General features: G+C 71.7%; 16 protein-coding genes and 1 pseudogene. 12 read left to right on the plus strand and 5 right to left on the minus strand.

The genetic code is table 11. The features are described 5' to 3' along the window. Positions 1–13: 13 nt before the first annotated feature. The gene (locus LCN96_RS30405) at positions 14–478 is read right to left on the minus strand and encodes a hypothetical protein (RefSeq protein ID WP_225265846.1); all 465 of its coding nucleotides are present in this window, start codon (positions 476–478) and stop codon (positions 14–16) included. Positions 479–655: 177 nt separating this feature from the next. Between LCN96_RS30405 and LCN96_RS30410 the strand changes: the two genes are divergently transcribed. After that, positions 656–1,855: a cytochrome P450 gene (locus LCN96_RS30410; RefSeq protein ID WP_225265847.1), complete on the plus strand. Its 1,200-nt coding sequence runs from the start codon at positions 656–658 to the stop codon at positions 1,853–1,855. Between the two features lie 149 nt (positions 1,856–2,004). On the opposite strand, the pseudogene LCN96_RS57665 reads toward LCN96_RS30410, so the two are convergent. Next, a pseudogene (locus tag LCN96_RS57665) lies at positions 2,005–2,167 on the minus strand (MarR family transcriptional regulator); the annotation flags it as partial. On the opposite strand from LCN96_RS57665, the gene LCN96_RS30420 reads away from it, so the two are divergent. Next, positions 2,121–2,549: a hypothetical protein gene (locus LCN96_RS30420; RefSeq protein ID WP_225265848.1), complete on the plus strand. Its 429-nt coding sequence runs from the start codon at positions 2,121–2,123 to the stop codon at positions 2,547–2,549. The pseudogene LCN96_RS57665 and the gene LCN96_RS30420 sit on opposite strands and share 47 nt — an antisense overlap. A 25-nt stretch (positions 2,550–2,574) precedes the next feature. Then, the gene (locus tag LCN96_RS30425) at positions 2,575–2,841 is read left to right on the plus strand and encodes an SAV_915 family protein (RefSeq protein ID WP_225265849.1); all 267 of its coding nucleotides are present in this window, start codon (positions 2,575–2,577) and stop codon (positions 2,839–2,841) included. A 61-nt stretch (positions 2,842–2,902) separates the two neighbouring features. Here the strand turns inward: LCN96_RS30425 and LCN96_RS30430 are convergent, their stop codons facing one another. Then, positions 2,903–3,439, minus strand: coding sequence for a hypothetical protein (locus tag LCN96_RS30430; protein WP_225265850.1), 537 nt, complete (start codon positions 3,437–3,439; stop codon positions 2,903–2,905). A gap of 96 nt (positions 3,440–3,535) precedes the next feature. Here LCN96_RS30430 and LCN96_RS30435 point away from each other — a divergent pair, with 96 nt between their 5' ends. The 7 genes from LCN96_RS30435 (at position 3,536) to LCN96_RS30465 (ending at position 12,365) form a co-directional block, all read left to right on the plus strand. Then, complete coding sequence (locus LCN96_RS30435) at positions 3,536–4,207, plus strand: TetR/AcrR family transcriptional regulator (protein ID WP_225265851.1); 672 nt, start codon at positions 3,536–3,538, stop codon at positions 4,205–4,207. 288 nt (positions 4,208–4,495) lie between these two features. Then, on the plus strand, positions 4,496–4,585 hold the full coding sequence (gene kdpF, locus LCN96_RS30440) for a K(+)-transporting ATPase subunit F (protein WP_225265852.1): 90 nt from the start codon (positions 4,496–4,498) through the stop codon (positions 4,583–4,585). Further along, a complete protein-coding gene (gene kdpA / locus LCN96_RS30445) occupies positions 4,585–6,246 on the plus strand; it encodes a potassium-transporting ATPase subunit KdpA (protein WP_225265853.1) in 1,662 nt (553 codons plus the stop codon). The genes kdpF and kdpA overlap by 1 nt, the downstream gene beginning before the upstream one ends. 1 nt (position 6,247) lies before the next feature. After that, on the plus strand, positions 6,248–8,344 hold the full coding sequence (gene kdpB, locus LCN96_RS30450; RefSeq protein ID WP_225265854.1) for a potassium-transporting ATPase subunit KdpB: 2,097 nt from the start codon (positions 6,248–6,250) through the stop codon (positions 8,342–8,344). Then, positions 8,345–9,163 carry a potassium-transporting ATPase subunit C gene (locus LCN96_RS30455; RefSeq protein ID WP_225265855.1) on the plus strand — a complete coding sequence of 273 codons (819 nt, stop codon included), beginning with the start codon at positions 8,345–8,347 and terminating at the stop codon, positions 9,161–9,163. Further along, positions 9,160–11,700: a sensor histidine kinase gene (locus LCN96_RS30460; protein WP_225265856.1), complete on the plus strand. Its 2,541-nt coding sequence runs from the start codon at positions 9,160–9,162 to the stop codon at positions 11,698–11,700. Before LCN96_RS30455 ends, LCN96_RS30460 begins: the two co-directional genes overlap by 4 nt. Continuing rightward, complete coding sequence (locus LCN96_RS30465; protein WP_225265857.1) at positions 11,697–12,365, plus strand: response regulator; 669 nt, start codon at positions 11,697–11,699, stop codon at positions 12,363–12,365. Before LCN96_RS30460 ends, LCN96_RS30465 begins: the two co-directional genes overlap by 4 nt. Positions 12,366–12,499: 134 nt before the next feature. Here LCN96_RS30465 and LCN96_RS30470 read toward each other — a convergent pair whose 3' ends face one another. Both LCN96_RS30470 and LCN96_RS30475 read right to left on the minus strand, forming a co-directional pair. Continuing rightward, positions 12,500–13,219: a MerR family transcriptional regulator gene (locus LCN96_RS30470; protein ID WP_225265858.1), complete on the minus strand. Its 720-nt coding sequence runs from the start codon at positions 13,217–13,219 to the stop codon at positions 12,500–12,502. A gap of 25 nt (positions 13,220–13,244) precedes the next feature. After that, a complete protein-coding gene (locus LCN96_RS30475; protein WP_225265859.1) occupies positions 13,245–14,669 on the minus strand; it encodes a serine hydrolase domain-containing protein in 1,425 nt (474 codons plus the stop codon). Between the two features lie 125 nt (positions 14,670–14,794). On the opposite strand from LCN96_RS30475, the gene LCN96_RS30480 reads away from it, so the two are divergent. Beyond that, complete coding sequence (locus tag LCN96_RS30480) at positions 14,795–15,313, plus strand: toxin-antitoxin system HicB family antitoxin (RefSeq protein WP_225265860.1); 519 nt, start codon at positions 14,795–14,797, stop codon at positions 15,311–15,313. Then, positions 15,313–16,251, plus strand: coding sequence for a DUF4097 family beta strand repeat-containing protein (locus tag LCN96_RS30485; protein WP_225265861.1), 939 nt, complete (start codon positions 15,313–15,315; stop codon positions 16,249–16,251). Before LCN96_RS30480 ends, LCN96_RS30485 begins: the two co-directional genes overlap by 1 nt. Positions 16,252–16,260: the final 9 nt, after the last annotated feature.

A 16,260-nucleotide genomic window follows, 5' to 3' on the forward strand; every position in this document is an offset into this window, starting at 1 on the left:
GGGGACGGCCGGCTCAGCCGGACTCGCCGAGCTGCTCGGTCAGCCGCTCCAGGCCGCCCTTGATGAGCCGCCCGTAGTCGTCGTCACCGAGCGCGCCGATCCCGGCCCGGGCCTGCTTGAGGTGCTCACGGGCGCGATCGAGGTCGTCGAGCTTGCGATAGCACTCGCACAGGTTCAGGTGCAGCGACGGATACAGCCCCGCCATCGAGAACGGCACCCCCGCCTGCGCCACCCGCTGGTCGGTGAGCCGGTCGGCGGCGGCCAGCGCCCGCAGATCCCACGTCAGCTCCTCGTGCACGTCGTCCTGCACGTCGGCCATCGAGTGGGCCAGGACGCAGACATGCAGCGGGTCGCCCTGCTCGCCGCCGATGTCGTCCCAGATCTGCGTGAACAGGTCGCGAGCGGCTTCACGCCGGCCCTGGTGGTGATGTAACTCCACCCCCTGGCCGATCCGGGTCATCGTCGGGTCAGTGGTCATCAGCGGCTCCTCGACCGTCGTGGGCAACCGGGGTCAGCCTACTGGCCCGGGCCTGGGTCAGGGATGGTTCCCGATGGGCGGTCCGCATGTCAGCACGGCGACGGTGCCGTGTCAGCGCGGGCGTCCATGCTGCATGCCATGACCACCTGCCGCCGCGAGATCTCCTGAGGAGCCCTCATGACCCACACACTCCCCTCGATGCCCACCAGCCGTCAGCCCGGCTGCCCCTTCGACCCGCCCAAGGAGCTGATCGAGGCGCGTGAGCACGGCCCGATCAGCCGCTTCCCCTTCCCCGACGGCCACCAGGGCTGGATCGTCACCGGCTACGACCTGGCCCGCTCGATCCTGGCCGACCCGCGCTTCAGCTCCCGCAAGGAGCTCATGAAGCACCACCCGACCGTCGACTACGGCGACATCGAGGTGCCTCCCGCACCGCCCGGTGAGTTCCTGCTGATGGACGAGCCGCAGCACGGCCGCTACCGCAAACCGCTGGTCGGCAAGTTCACCGTCCGCCGGATGCGGCTGCTCACCGAGCGGGTCGAGCAGATCACCGCCGAGCACCTGGACGCCATGGAGAAGGCCGGGCCGACGGCCGACCTGGTGACCGCCTTCGCCAAGCCCATCCCCGCCATCATCATCTGCGAGCTGCTCGGCGTCCCCTATGCCGACCGGGGCCACTTCCAGGAGAACATCGACAAGTTCCTCGGCGGCGAAGTCGGCGACGACGAGCTGATCGCCGCCTACCTGGAGGTCCAGCGGTACCTCACCGAACTGGTCGCCGCCAAGCGCGCCGACCCCACCGACGACGTGCTCAGCGACCTGACCGACAGCGACCTGACCGACGAGGAGCTGCAGGGCATGGCCCTGATCCTGCTGTCGGCCGGGTTCGACACCACCGCCAACATGCTGGCGCTGGGCACCTTCGCCCTGCTGCGGAACCCCGATCAGCTCGCCGCCCTGCGCACCGACCCGTCACTCACCGACCAGGCCGTGGAAGAGCTGCTGCGCTACCTGACCGTCGCCAAGCAGTTCTTCCGGGTCGCGCTCGAAGACGTCGAGCTGGCCGGCCACACGATCACGGCCGGCACCACGGTCATCATCTCCCTCAACACCGCCAACCGCGACCCCGACCGCTTCACCGACCCCCACGCCCTCGACATCCACCGGCAGGACGGCGGCCACCTGGCCTTCAGCCACGGCATCCACCAGTGCCTGGGCCAGCAGCTCGCCCGCGTCGAGCTGCGCGTCGCCCTGCCCGCCCTGCTCGACCGCTTCCCCACGCTGCGCCTGGCCGTACCGGCCGACCAGATCCCCCTGCGCCCGGAGGCCGCCGACATCTACGGCGTCAAGAGCCTGCCGGTCACCTGGGACGTGTAGACGTGCGGACCCGTGCCGGTGGGGCGCTCGCGTCCTAGGGCTGGTCCCCGCCCCGGCTCTGCTGCCACTGCTCCATGACCTGCCGGAGCGGCGCGTTCACCAGGAGCAGGAACCCGGCGGCGACCCCGAAGCGGGCGCCCGCCGGGGGCTCGTTCGCGCTTGATCAGGCCCTGCTGTTCGAGGAAGGCGACGTTCTGCGAGATCGAGGCGGGGCTGACGTTGAGCCGCTGGACCAGCTCGGCGGCGGTGCGGGGCGCCGGAGTCGGTGACGTACAGGCAGGCCAGCATCCTGGCCGCCATCCGGGGCATGCCTTACCACGCCTTCTTCCGGATGCTGCTCAACGGCGGCGTGCACGACGGCGAGCGGATCCCGTCCAGCGCCGCCGTCGAGCTGATGACCACCAACCGGCTCACCCCCGAGCAGCTGGCCGCCCGGGACAACTGGGGCCGCGCCGGCGTCCATGCGGATTGCGGGCTGGGGCGGCACGGCGGCTGGAGCTTCGGGGTGGCGGTGCGCACGTACCGGGATGTCCACGCCGGACTCCGCGCGGGCCATCCACGACTTCTGGACCACGTTGTACCAGGCGATCGACCGACCCGCACGCCCGGCGGCTCGTCAAGATCTCGTCATGTTTTCCGGCCTGTGCGTCCAGATCGCATAGAGATCCCCGTCCGCCGCCCCGCATCGCTCTAGCGTCTGTCACGTGGAAGAAAAGCAGATGTCAGAGCCCCGCTTGTGCGTCCCGGTCAAGGCGGGCGCGTGCGCCTCGACCCTTCGGTTGTTCCGCACGGCGTCGGGAGAGCGGACGGCGGTCGCGTTCACCTCGCCGCTCAAACTGGCCAAGGTGCTCGGCCCGCACCAGCCGTGGGTGCTGCTCACCGCCCCCGCGCTGCGTTCCATGCTCGCCGGGCTGGACGTGGCCGGCATCGTCACCGACCCCGCCGGCACCATGAGCGCGCCCGCCGCGCAGCAGCAGGTGTCATGACGCGCCGGCTCACGCCGCCCTGATCCGTCGGCCCTGATCCGTCGGCCCTAATCCGTCGGCCCTAATCCGTCGGCAGGACCAGCAGGGCGATGACCGCGAGCGAGCCCAGCGTCGCCAGGGCGAACCGGGCCGCGACCACGGCCCGGAACCAGCCGGGATACTCCCGGGCGGCGGCACCGACCAGCGCGGCGACGTCGAGAGCACGCAGCTCGGGGTCGCCGGACCTCCTGGCGGCGGCCTCCAGGTACCGGGTGGTGAAGACCTCGCCGGGCATGATGACGCAGCCGAGCACGAACACGATCCCCTGGAAGATCCACGTCAGGACCCGTCCGGTGTCGCTGCCCGCCAAGTTGAGCACGGCGAGCACCACGAGGCACCCGCCGATGGACATCGCGACGACGACGCTGGCCCGACTGGCACCGAAGTCGATCCGGTGCCGGGCCAGGAGCCCGGCCGCTAACCCCTGTCTGGCCACCTCTGCCCCGGCCGCCGCCTGCGCGGCCGGGCCCCGGCCGCGCCCCACGACCGGGATGAGGAAGAACGTGGCCGCGAGCAGCAGCTGCAGCACCGACGCGGACACCACGGCGGCAGACATCATGGGAACCCCTCCAGAACTTGCACAGTGTTCAAGTCGGATCGTAGAACCGCACTTGAACACTGTGCAAGTCCAGGGAGCACGCCCTATCCTGGGCGGGTGCCACGCGAGACCCTGACCAAGGAGCAGATCGTCCAGACCGCCGTCGAGCTGCTGGACAGCGACGGCGTCGAGGGCCTGAGCATGCGGCAGCTCGGCAGCCGGCTGAACTCCGCGGCGACCGCCGTCTACTGGCACGTCAAGAGCAAGGACGACCTCGTCGTGCTCGCCGCCGACGCGGTGTGGGCCGAGATCGAGCTCCCCGACCTGGACGAGACCCCCTGGCGGGCGGCGGCCACGGCCATGGCCAAGGGCCTGTACGCGATGATCCTGCGCCACCCCTGGCTCGTGCCCGCCATGAGCACCCATCTCCTGTACGGCCCGGGCAAGTCGCGCCACGACGACCACCTGCTCGCCGTCTACCAGGCGGCCGGCTTCACCGGGCAGGGCGCCGAGCGGGCCATGAAGACCGTCTTCACCTTCGTCCTGGGCACCGCCCTCGGCGTGGCGTCCGAGGCGGCGTGGCGGTCGCGGCTGCGCCGCACCGGCGGCGACGAGCAGGAGCAGGCCCGCGAGCTCGTCGCGCGGGCGACGGAGATCGCGATGCGGTTCCCCAGGCTGCGCGCCCACACCGCGGCCCACCAGGGCGAGGAGCCCGGCCTGGACCTGGAGTTCGGCCTGCGGACGATCCTGAACGGCCTGCAGGCGGAGCTCGACATCCAGGAAGCATGAGGCCGCGCCGCCCGGCCGGAGCCCGGTTCCCAGGCGGCGCATAGCGGGCCCGGGAACCGGGCGGCGCGTAGCGGGCCCGTCAATATTCGGGCTCGCGCCGTATGAATCCCGTCAAGAACGGCAAAACCCCCCAATTCCCGGCGTTTGCTTGATCTGTAGCCGCTGCCGTGAGCAGCGGCGATCTCATCATTCGAGCTGAGGAGTGGGGATGGCAGACGTCATCTTCGTCGCCCTGACGATCGCGATCTTCGTGGTCCTGGGGCTGGTCGTGAAGGCGGTGGAGCGGCTGTGAGCGCCGTCAACGCCACCGGCCTGGTCGTGGCCGTCGGTCTGGTGATCTTCATGGTCGCGGCCCTGCTGTTCCCGGAGCGCTTCTGATGAGCACGACCGTCGCGGGGATGCTCTTCATCGCCTCCCTGATCGTCGCCCTGGCCCTGGTCTGGAAGCCGTTCGGCGACCACATGTACCGCGTCTACTCCACCACGAGGCACAACGTCGTGGAGCGCGGCATCTATCGCCTGCTGGGGGTGCGCGCCGACGCCGAGCAGAGCTGGGCCGTCTACGCGCGCGGCGTGCTGGCGTTCTCGGTGATCTCGATCCTGGTCGTCTACGGCATCCAGCGATTGCAGGACAAGCTGCCGCTGAGCGTCGGCATGGCCCCGGTCACCGACCACATCGCCTGGAACACCGCGATCAGCTTCGTCACCAACACCAACTGGCAGGCCTACTCCGGCGAGTCCACGATGGGTCACCTGACCCAGATGGCCGCCCTGGCGGTGCAGAACTTCGTCTCGGCCGCGGTGGGCATGGCGGTGGCGATCGCGCTGGTGCGCGGCTTCGCCAGGCACAAGGCGGGCACGATCGGCAACTTCTGGGTGGACCTGGTGCGCGGCACCGTCCGCATCCTGCTGCCGATCGCGTTCGTGGGCGCGCTGGTGCTGGTCGCCGGCGGGCTGATCCAGAACTTCGCCGGCGTGCACGAGGTGGCCACGCTGACCGGCGGCACCCAGCCGATCACCGGCGGCCCGGTCGCCTCGCAGGAGGTGATCAAGGAGCTGGGCACCAACGGCGGCGGCTTCTACAACGTCAACTCCGCCCACCCGTTCGAGAACGCCGCCGCCTGGACGAACTGGTTCGAGATCTTCCTGATCCTGGTGATCCCGTTCTCCCTCACCCGCACCTTCGGCAAGCTCGTCGGCCAGGTCCGGCAGGGCTACGCGATCCTCGCCGTGATGAGCGTGCTCGCGCTGGCCGGTGTCGTGCTGACCAACGTGTTCGAGCTGTCCGGCGACGCGACGGTGCCGCAGGCCGCCGGCGCGGCGATGGAGGGCAAGGAGGTGCGCTTCGGGGTCTCCAACTCCGCCACGTTCGGCGCGGCCACCACGCTCACGAGCACCGGGGCGGTGAACTCCTTCCACGACTCCTACACGCCGTTCGGCGGCATGATGACGCTGCTCAACATGATGCTGGGCGAGGTCGCGCCGGGCGGGGTGGGCGCCGGCCTGTACGGCATGCTGATCCTCGCGGTCATCACGGTGTTCGTGGCCGGGCTGATGGTCGGCCGCACACCGGAGTACCTGGGCAAGAGGATCGGCGCCCGGGAGATCAAGCTGGCCTCGCTGTACTTCCTGGTCACGCCGGTGCTGGTGCTGGTCGGCACCGCGTTCGCGATGGGCTCGGCGCAGCAGCGCGCCAGCATGCTGAACACCGGCCCGCACGGCCTGTCGGAGGTCCTGTACGCCTTCACCTCCGCCTCCAACAACAACGGCTCCGCCTTCGCCGGCCTCACCGTCAACACCCCGTGGTACGACGTGGCGCTCGGCCTGTGCATGGCCTTCGGCCGGTTCCTGCCGATCATCCTGGTGCTGGCGCTGGCCGGGGCGCTGGCCGCGCAGGCCCCGGTCCCGGCGGGCGCGGGCACCCTGCCCACGCACCGGCCGCAGTTCGTCGGCATGGTCGTCGGCGTGACGATCATCCTGGTCGCCCTCACCTTCCTGCCCGCGCTCGCGCTCGGCCCCATCGCAGAAGGACTGTCCTGACATGTCAACCCCCGTACTGGAGAAACCCGCGCGGGCACGCGTGGGGGGCGGCCTCCTCGACCCCCGGCAGCTGGTCCGCTCGCTGCCGGACGCGCTGCGGAAGCTCCACCCGGTCACGCTCTGGCGCAACCCGGTGATGTTCATCGTGGAGATCGGCGCGGTCTTCACCACGATCCTGGCGCTCTTCGACCCGTCGTTCTTCGCCTGGGCCATCGTGGTGTGGCTGTGGCTGACCGTCCTGTTCGCCAACCTGGCCGAGGCCGTGGCGGAGGGCCGCGGCAAGGCGCAGGCGGCCACGCTGCGCAAGGCCAAGACCGACACCCAGGCCCGCAGGCTGCCCGACCCCGCCGACCCCGGCCGGTGGGAGGTCGTCCGCGCGCCCGAGCTGCAGCAGGGCGACCACGTGATCGTCGAGGCCGGGGAGGTCGTCCCGGGTGACGGCGACGTGGTCGAGGGCATCGCGTCGGTGGACGAGTCGGCCATCACCGGCGAGTCCGCGCCCGTGATCCGCGAGTCCGGCGGCGACCGCAGCGCCGTCACCGGCGGCACCAAGGTGCTGTCCGACCGGATCATCGTCAAGATCACGCAGAAGCCGGGCGAGAGCTTCATCGACCGGATGATCGCCCTGGTGGAGGGCGCGAACCGGCAGAAGACGCCGAACGAGATCGCGCTCAACATCCTGCTCGCCGCGCTGACGGTCATCTTCCTGGTCGCCACCGTCACCATGCAGCCGCTGGCGATCTACAGCAAGCAGATCAACCCGGGCGTGCCCGACTCCCTGGCCCTGAACGGCGACGGCGTCACCGGCGTGGTCCTGGTGTCGCTGCTGGTCTGCCTGATCCCGACCACGATCGGCGCGCTGCTGTCGGCGATCGGCATCGCCGGCATGGACCGCCTCGTGCAGCGCAACGTGCTCGCCATGTCGGGCCGGGCGGTGGAGGCGGCGGGCGACGTCTCGACGCTGCTGCTGGACAAGACCGGCACCATCACCCTGGGCAACCGGCAGGCCGCCGAGTTCGTCCCCGTGGCCGGGATCGGCGAGCAGGCCCTGGCCGAGGCCGCACAGCTGTCCAGCCTGGCCGACGAGACACCCGAGGGCCGCTCCATCGTGGTGTTCGCCAAGGAACGCTACGGCCTGCGCGAGCGGGAGATCCACGGCGCGGAGTGGGTGCAGTTCACCGCGCAGACCCGCATGTCGGGCGTGAACTTCGAGGGCCGCCAGATCCGCAAGGGCGCCGCCACCGCCGTCATGAAGTGGGTGCGCGACGCCGGCGGCCACCCCACCGACGAGGTGGGCCACCTCGTGGACGGCATCTCGGCCTCCGGCGGCACCCCGCTCGTGGTGGCGGAGCAGGGCCGCGTGCTGGGCGTGATCCACCTCAAGGACGTGGTCAAGGCCGGCATGCGCGAACGCTTCGACGAGATGCGCCGGATGGGCATCCGCACTGTCATGATCACCGGCGACAACCCGCTGACCGCCAAGGCCATCGCGGACGAGGCCGGCGTGGACGACTTCCTGGCCGAGGCCACCCCCGAGGACAAGCTGGCCCTGATCAGGAAGGAGCAGCAGGGCGGCCGCCTGGTCGCGATGACCGGCGACGGCACCAACGACGCCCCCGCCCTGGCCCAGTCGGACGTCGGCGTGGCGATGAACACCGGCACGTCGGCCGCCAAGGAGGCCGGCAACATGGTCGACCTCGACTCCAACCCGACCAAGCTCATCGAGATCGTCGAGATCGGCAAGCAGCTCCTCATCACCCGGGGCGCGCTGACCACCTTCTCCATCGCCAACGACATCGCGAAGTACTTCGCGATCATCCCGGCCATGTTCGCCGCGGTCTACCCCGGCCTGGACGCGCTCAACATCATGCGCCTGTCCAGCCCCCAGTCCGCGATCCTCTCAGCGGTCATCTTCAACGCGCTCGTCATCGTCGCGCTGATCCCGCTCGCGCTCAGAGGCGTCCGCTACCGGCCCTCCAGCGCCTCCAAGCTGCTGTCCCGCAACCTGTACGTCTACGGGCTCGGCGGTATCGCCGCCCCCTTCATCGGCATCAAGATCATCGACCTGTTGATCCAGTTTCTTCCGGGGATGAGTTGAATGGAACGCCTGCCCAGCTGGCTGCGCCAGCACCTCGCCGCCGTCAGGGCGGTCGCCGTCCTGACCGTGCTGCTCGGCCTGATCTACCCGCTGGTCACCACCGGCGTCGCCCAGGCCCTGTTCAGCGGCAACGCCAACGGCTCGATCATCGAGCAGGACGGCAAGGCCGTCGGTAGCTCGCTGATCGGCCAGTCCTTCACCGACGCCGACGGCAAGCCGGTCAGGAAGTACTTCCAGTCCCGCCCGTCGGCGGCCGGCGACGGCTACGACCCCACCTCCACCAGCGCCAGCAACCTCGGCCCCGAGGACGTCATCGACACCGGGGACCGGCAGTCGCTGCTCACCCAGGTGTGCGCCCGCTCCAAGGCGATCGGCGAGTTGGAGGGCGTCAGCGGCGCCCGCCCGTACTGCACCCCGGGCGGGGTCGGCGCGGTGCTCAAGGTCTTCCCCGGCAAGGCCGTCAGCGTCAACCAGCCCTGCCCCGCCGTCCCCTTCATCGCCACCTACCAGGGGCTGAAGGTGGAGTGCGCCCAGCCGGGCGAGGACTACGCGGCCGGCCGCACCGTCCCCGTCCGCGGGGACGTGACCGCCGTGCCGGTCCCCGCCGACGCGGTCACGGCCGGCGGCTCCGGCCTCGACCCGCACATCTCGGTCGCCTACGCCGAGCTCCAGGCCCCCCGCGTGGCCGAGGAACGCGGCCTCGGCCAGGCCGAGGTGCGGCAGCTCATCCGGCGGCACACCACCGGCCGGGCACTCGGCTTCATGGGCGAGCCCGCCGTCAACGTGCTCGAACTCAACCTCGCCCTGGACCGGTCATGACCAGGGGCCGCCTGCGGGTCTACCTCGGGGCGGCCCCCGGGGTGGGCAAGACCTACGCGATGCTCGGCGAGGGCCGGCGAGCACTCGAACGCGGCAGGGACGTGGTCGTGGGCCTGGTCGAGACCCACGGCCGCCCCCGCACCGCCGCCCTGCTGGAGGGCATGGAGATCGTGCCCCGCAGGACGGTCGTGCACCGGGGAGCCACGTTCACCGAGCTCGACGTGCCCGCCGTGCTCGCGCGCCGGCCGAAGGTGGCACTGATCGACGAGCTGGCCCACACCAACGTGCCCGGCTCGAAGAACGTCAAGCGCTGGCAGGACATCGACGAGGTGCTCGACGCCGGCATCGACGTGATCACCACGGTGAACGTCCAGCACCTGGAGTCGCTCAACGACGTCGTCCAGGAGATCACCGGCGTCCCGCAGCGGGAGACCGTGCCCGACGAGGTGGTCCGCAGGGCCGACCAGATCGAGCTGGTCGACATGTCGCCGGAGGCGCTGCGCCGCCGCATGGCGCACGGCAACGTCTACGCGCCCGAGAAGGTCAGCGCGGCCATGTCGAACTACTTCCGCGTCGGCAACCTCACCGCGCTGCGCGAGCTGGCCCTGCTCTGGGTGGCGGGCAAGGTGGACGACCAGCTCGACCGCTACCGCGCCGACCACGGCATCGCCGGCACCTGGGAGACCCGCGAACGCGTCGTGGTCGCCCTGACCGGCGGCCCGGAAGGCGACACCCTGGTCAGGAGGGCCGCCCGCATCGCGACCCGCAGCAAGGGCGCCGACCTGATGGCCGTCCACGTCACCAGCGCCGACGGGCTGACCGGCGCCGACCCGGCCAGCCTGGCCCGCCAGCGCACGCTGGTCGAGAGCATGGGCGGCACCTACCACCAGGTCGTCGGCGACGACATCCCGCGTGCCCTGCTCGACTTCGCCCGTGGCGTCAACGCCACCCAGCTCGTCCTCGGCGCGTCGAGAAGAGGCCGCTTCGCGCAGCTCCTCTCCCGGGGCGTCGGCGTCGAGACCACCGCCCTGTCGGGCTCGATCGACGTGCACCTCGTCACCCACGAGGAGGCCAAGAAGGGGCGCGGCAGGCGCGAGCGCAGCCGGGCCGCGCTGACCCGCGAACGCCGGCTGACAGGATGGGCCGTGGCTGTGGCCGGCCTGCCCGCGCTGACCGCCGCGCTGGCCCCCTTCCGCGACGTGCTGCGGCTGCCCAGCGAGATCCTGCTGTTCCTCTGCCTGGTCGTCGGAGTGGCGCTGATCGGCGGCATGTGGCCGGCGATCGTGGCGGCCGTGGGCGGCTCGCTCCTGCTCAACTGGTTCTTCACCCCGCCACTCGGGCAGCTCACCATCGCCGACCCGGAGAACCTGCTCGCGCTGATCGTGTTCGTCCTGGTGGCGGCGGCGGTCAGCACGATCGTGGACCTGGCGGCCCGCCGGACCCGCCAGGCCGCCCGCGCCGGCGCCGAGGCCGAGGCCCTGTCCACGCTGGCCGGGCACGTGTTGCGCGGCGAGGCCGCGCTGCCCTCCCTCCTGGGACGGCTGCGCGAGACCTTCGGCCTCGACTCCGTCACCCTGCTCGAACGCATCGGCGAGCCCACCCCCGACGACCAGGCCGAGCCCGGCGCCTGGCGGATCATCGCCACCACCGGCGGCACCCCGTGCACCGCGCCCGCCGTGGCCGACACCGACGTGCTGATCAGCGACGACCTGGTGCTCGCGGCGCGCGGCCGGCTGCTGGAGGCCGGCGACCGGCGGGTGCTGGAGGCGTTCGCCGCCGAGGCCGCCGTCGCGCTGCGCCAGGAGCGCCTCCAGGAGGAGGCGGAGCTGGCCAAGCCGCTGGCCGAGGCCGACAGGATGCGCACCGCGCTGCTCGCCGCCGTCAGCCACGACCTGCGCACCCCGCTGTCGGCCGCCAAGGCCGCCGTCGAGAGCCTGCGCAACCAGGACATCACCTGGACCGACGAGGACCGCGACGAGCTGCTCGCCACCGCCGACGAGTCCCTGACCCGGCTCGACCGGCTGGTGGAGAACCTGCTCGACATGAGCCGCCTTCAGGCCGGCGTGCTCGGCCTGGCGCTGCAGCCCGTCGCCCTGGAGGAGGTCGTGCCCCGGGCCGTCGACGACCTCGGCCCGCTGCGCGAGCGCGTCGAGGGTGACATCTCCGTCGACCTGCCCGACCTCGTGGCCGACCCCGCCCTGCTGGAACGGGTGCTGGTCAACCTCATGGCCAACGCCGTGCGCCACAGCCCGCAGGACCGCAAGGTGCTGATCACGGGCAGCCGGCACGAGGACATGGTCGAGATCCGCGTCGTCGACCGGGGCCCCGGCATCCCGCCCGAGCACCACGAGCGAGTCTTCCTGCCGTTCCAGCGGCTCGGTGACCGCGACAACGGCACCGGCGTCGGCCTCGGCCTCGCGCTCTCGCGCGGCCTCACCGAGGCCATGGGCGGCACACTCACCCCGGAGGAGACACCAGGAGGAGGTCTCACGATGATCGTCAGCATGCCGATCCACTCCCGGGCGGCGACGCCATGACCAAGGTCCTCGTCGTCGACGACGAGCCGCAGATCCTGCGCGCCCTGCGCATCAACCTGACCGCCCGCCACTACGAGGTGGCGGTCGCCGCCGACGGCTCCTCGGCGCTGCGCCAGGCCGCCTCGTGGCACCCCGACCTCGTGCTGCTCGACCTCGGCCTGCCCGACCTCGACGGCATCGACGTCATCCACGGCCTGCGCGGCTGGACCCGCGTCCCCATCCTCGTGCTGTCCGGCCGCGCCGGGAACCAGGACAAGATCGACGCCCTGGACGCCGGTGCCGACGACTACGTGACGAAACCGTTCGGCATCGAGGAGCTCCTGGCCCGCATCAGGGCCGTCACCCGCCGCGCCGGCGTCCAGGAGGCCGAGCTGGCCGGCATCCGCATCGGCGAGCACACCGTGGACCTGGTCGGCAAGACGGTCTCAGGCGGCCTGCGGCTCACCCCCACCGAGTGGCACATCCTGGAGATCCTGCTGCGCAACCCCGGCAAGCTCATCCCCCAGCGCTACCTGCTGACCGAGGTGTGGGGCAGCAAGCACGTCAAGGAGACCCACTACCTGCGCCAGTACCTGGCCCAGCTGCGCAAGAAGCTCGAACAGGACCCCGCCCACCCCAGGCACCTCATCACCGAGCCCGGCATGGGCTACCGCTACACCCCCTGACGGTGCGGGTGCGGGCCACCTGGATCCCGGGCTGTCCTCGTCGCGATCGGCCTGGCCGCCGTCAGGCGCAGGGCGCTCACCTGAGGATCGCGCGAGGAGCTCCCGTCCGGCTCTCCGGGCGAGAGCTCGTCGTGTCAGCTCTCCATGAGCCGGGCCAGGCGGTCCCAGGCCGGGGACGACGCCTCGGGCTGGGACTGCTGGGCCAGCCGGGCGATGGGCTCGTTGCGGACGGGGCGGTCCTCGCACCGGCTGTGGTGCCGGGCGAACCAGCTCCTGGTCCGGTCCGCGAGGCCCGGCAGGCGGGGGTCGTCCGGCGCCCAGCCGTAGGCGGTGTCGTGCTCGAGATAGAGGGCGCGGAACTCGGCGTCGCCGATCAGCTCGTGCTTCTCGGCGATCCACCCGGCGGCGTCCTCGGGCGAGGCGGTCTGCATGAGGATCCAGCCGTCGCGTTCCAGGTTCCGCTGGCGCTCGCTCACGCCGAGGCGGCGCAGCTCGTCGAGGTAGTCGGCGACCTCGGGCGAGACGAAGAGCCGGTCGCCGCCGCGCAGCTCGGCGAGCTGCTCGCGGGTCCGCCGCAGCCGCGTGATGCGTTCGTCGAGGTCGTGGTCGATCTCGGCGATGGCCGCCGTGAGCGTGTCGGCGTCGGCGTCGAGCAGGTCCTTGATGCGGGCCAGGGGCACGCCCGCCTGGGCCAAGGTCCTGATCTTGACGAGGTCGATCGCGTCCTGGGCGGTGTAGCGCCGGTAGCCGGAGGAGTCGCGGCCGGGCTCGGCGAGCAGGCCGCGCTCGTGGTAGTGGCGGATGGCCTTGGTGGTCACTCCGGCGTAGTCCGCGAGCTGGCCGATGGTGAGCATGCCGGACATCCTCCCACTCCGGTGATCAGGCCCGCCGGGCCAGCCGGCCGCCGCCGTTGCGGAAGCGCGCCCGGCCGTCGCGCACGTCGTGGTAGGAGACGAGCAGCAGCCGCAGGTACCCGTCGAAGGCCTCCAGCGGATAGCCGGCGGGCGCGAACAGGCCGGGCCTGACCGGCACGTAGTGCTGCGGCGGCGCGGAGGTGGTGCCGCCGGCGAACTCGGTGAAGATCCGCTCCTGCGTGGCGTCCGCCGGCTCGTAGGTGGTCCGCTCCTCCAGCCGGCCGTCGACGATGCTGACGTCGATGCGGAGCTGGTCGGAGCGGTAGGTGCCCACGTACGGGGTGAGGTCGACGTCCTGCCGCGTCTCCGTGACCAGGCTGGGGATCCGGACCCCGAGGTGCTCGCGCAGCACCCACTGCAGGAGCTGGTCCTGCAGCATGATCGCCCCGGGTGTGTTGCCGAAGGCGGCGAGGACCAGGTCGTGCTCGGGGATGACGCACAGGAGGGACACGCCGCCGGGCGAGGCGCCCGACATGGCCAGGACGGTCGTGTCGCCGAACGGGTAACGCACCCAGCCCAGACCCATCGGCGGCACGTTCGGGCTGCGCATGTCGTGCGAGACCTGCTGCATCAGCGCGGTGGACGCGGCGGACAGCACGCGCGTGCCGGAGGGGGACACACCGCCCGCCAGGTGGGTACGGCCGAAGGCGAGCAGGTCGGCGATGGTGCCGATGGGGGTGCCGCCGGCCGGCCCCCACGTGTCGGGCAGGGTGAACATGCCGGTGGGCCTGGGCTCCGTGGTCTCGGGGTCGGGGAAGTGGCCGATCGCCGTGCCGCGCAGGATGGCCTGCTCGGCCGAGGTGCTGGAGTCGCGCATGCCGACGGGCGCGTAGAGGTCGCGGGCGAGCAGCTCGGGGAAGGACAGGCCGGTCACCACCTCCAGGAGGCGGCCGGCGACGATCATGCCGCCGTTGGAGTAGCTGAGCTGCTCGCCCGGCTCGAACAGGGTGCCGCAGCCGCTCGCCAGGCCGGCGACGTACGTATTGAGCGCGTCGCGGCCCTTGGCGTCGGGGAAGTACAGGTCGGCGTCGATGCCGTTGGTGTGGGAGAGCAGGTGCCGGACGAGGATCCGGTCCGCCGCGCCCGGCACGTTCAGCGCGAACTCCGGCAGGTAGGTCACGACCGGCTTGTCCAGGTCCAGCACACCCCGGTCGACCTGCTGCAGGACCAGCGTGGTGGTCAGCACCTTGGTGACGGAGCCGAGCAGGAAGCCGGTGTCGGCGAGCATCGGCGCGCCGGTGGTGAGGTTCGCGGTGCCGTGGGCGACGGTGAACTGCTCGCCGGCGTGGTGCACGCCGACGACGAACCCGGGGACGTGGCTGGCGGCGCAGAAGGCGGCCGACTGCGCGTGGAGCTGGGCTTCGAGGAGGTGCATCGCGTTGTTGTTCATGGGGACGATCGTCGAACCTTCCCCCAGGGGCAAGGTCAAGCCCCCGGACCCGGAAACCTGCCGTGACGTCACCGTGCCGCCTCGACAGGCTTGCAGTGACGTCATAGTGGTGCCACTATGACGTCATGAACCTTGCGCCGTATGTGGATCACCTCCGCCGCGAGCTCGCCGTCGCGGCGGGAGCAGGCGGCGAGGAAGCGCGCGCGCTGGCCGAACGGCTCGCCGCGACGCTCGAGTCGGCCACCCGGCTCGCGCTGCTCGAAGCCCTGTCCGCCGCCGCGGACGAGATCACGCACGACCTCACCCCCGGCTCGGTCGAGGTGCGCCTGCGGGGCCGCGACCCCGACTTCGTGGTGACACCACCACCTGCCCCCCGGCCACCGGAGGAGAGCGAGAGCGGCCGGGCCGACAGGGCGCCCGCGCCGCCGCCGCCACCGGACTCCGAGGAGGGGGGCACGTCCCGGATCTCGCTCCGGGTCCCCGAGCACCTCAAGCCCCGCATCGAGGAGGCCGCCGCGCGGGACGGGCTGTCGGTCAACGCCTGGCTGGTGCGGGCCGTCTCCGCCGCGCTCGACCCCGCCGGCCGTCCCGGCCCGCGACCCGCCCAGCAGTACGGCAACCGCTACAGCGGCTGGGTGCGCTGATGACCACGACCACCCACGACGAAGGGATCGGCATGCCGGCCTTCGACACCTCCGAGCCCATCACCGCCGTCCTCGACACGGCGACCGCCACCATCCGGATCAACGCGGGCGAGCGCGGCGACACCGTCGTCGAGGTCCGCCCGAGCGACCCGCACAACGACGCCGACGTGCAGGCGGCCCGGCACACCCAGGTCGACTACGCCGACGGCAGGCTTGTGGTGCGCACCGACAAGGCCTACGCCGGCACGGACTCCGACTGGGGGCTGTCGCTCGGCAGGCTCGTCGAGTCGCCCGCCGACTGGGCCCGCTCGCTGCTGCTCGGCCCCGGCTCGATCGACGTGACGATCGACCTGCCCGCCGGCTCCCGCCTCGACGTCAGGACGACGGGCAGCGTCATCTGCCAGGGCCCGCTCGGCGAGGCGGCGCTGTCCACCTCCTACGGCGACCTCCAGGTCGAGCAGGCCGGCCGGCTCCGCCTGCGCAACACCTACGGCGAGATCGTCGTCACCCGCGCCCACGGGCACGCGGAGATCACCAACAACCACGGCGGCATCGACGTGGGCCGGATCGACGGCACCGCCGCGGTCAAGAGCTCCCACGGCGACGTCCGCCTGGGCGAGGTGACCGGCGACCTGCGGGTCACCAGCGCCCACGGTGACGTCAGCGTCGGCCGGGCCCTGGCCGGCGTCACGGCCAAGACCGCGTACGCCGGCCTGCGGATCGGTGAGGCGGCCTCCGGCTCGATCGTCATGGAGACCACCGGCGGCGGCCTCGACCTGGGGATCCGCAGGGGCACCGCCGCCTGGCTGGACGTGAGCTCCAAGTACGGCACCGTGGACGTCTCCCTCGACCCCACCGACGCCCCCGGCGAGACGGACCAGGTGGTCGAGGTCCGCGCCCACACCGACTACGGCGACATCGCCGTCCACCGTTCCTGAGTCGTGCAC

Origin of the sequence: Nonomuraea gerenzanensis, assembly GCF_020215645.1 — a bacterium.
Lineage (GTDB): Bacteria > Actinomycetota > Actinomycetes > Streptosporangiales > Streptosporangiaceae > Nonomuraea > Nonomuraea gerenzanensis.